Source organism: Clostridium sp. AF28-12 (assembly GCF_003435225.1).
Lineage (GTDB): Bacteria > Bacillota > Clostridia > Lachnospirales > Lachnospiraceae > Pilosibacter > Pilosibacter fragilis.
In genome coordinates, this window is sequence record NZ_QWGJ01000041.1 from 1 (window position 1) to 718 (window position 718).

Sequence of the window (718 nt, forward strand, 5' to 3'; positions counted from 1 at the left end):
GCTTCATCCACGGTTCCGGTACCTGTTGCATTCTGTGCCGGAGCAGCGGCTGAGGTCTGTGCCGGAGCAGGGGCAGCGGAGTCTGCTACCTCCGTCTGTGTCCCGGAAGCCTGTGCATTCTGTTCCTGGCTGCTCATTTCCATGACAGCTCCTGTCTGTGCATTGATCGTGTAGGAGTAGGCATACTCTCCGGAAGTAAATTCCACCTTATAGCAGGCCACTCCCGCCACCTCACTTAAGGTCGTGGCTGAAATGTCTGCATCTGCCGCTTCAATATCCGCTGCTTTTAACGCCGCTTCCTGTGCCTCCTCCATAGGGATCATCTGTGTCTGCTCCTTCGTCTGCTCCTGGCTGCTTTGCTGCGGAATACTTGCCGCTGCATTATCTCTGCATCCGGTCAGGGTCATTGCAAGTGCAAATGCCGCTACGGTAAAAATCCATTTCTTTCTCATACTCTTTCTTATCCTCCTATCAGATTGGAATGCGTAAAGTGTAGCCGATATCCTGCCAGATTACAAGTGAAATTTTTGTGTACATGGGAAATTTGTAGAAATTTAATAAATATAGTAACACTTGCAATACCGTAAATTGCGCCGCCCATGCTTCTTTTTACGGATTCCCTGATTGTCTCCATTTTGTATAACAAAAGGCAGCCCACTATGGACTACCCTGATAAAAATAAAAAGCAGCAAATTCCGGCAATCCACTCCTTACTATG

At 48.3% G+C, this 718-nt stretch carries 1 protein-coding gene; it reads right to left on the bottom strand.

Annotated elements, in window-relative coordinates; all coding sequences use genetic code 11:
• On the bottom strand, positions 1-452 hold a 452-nt coding region (locus tag DWY93_RS16330; RefSeq protein ID WP_181968571.1), incomplete at its 3' end, for a PepSY domain-containing protein.
• Between the last annotated feature and the right edge of the window lie 266 nt (positions 453-718).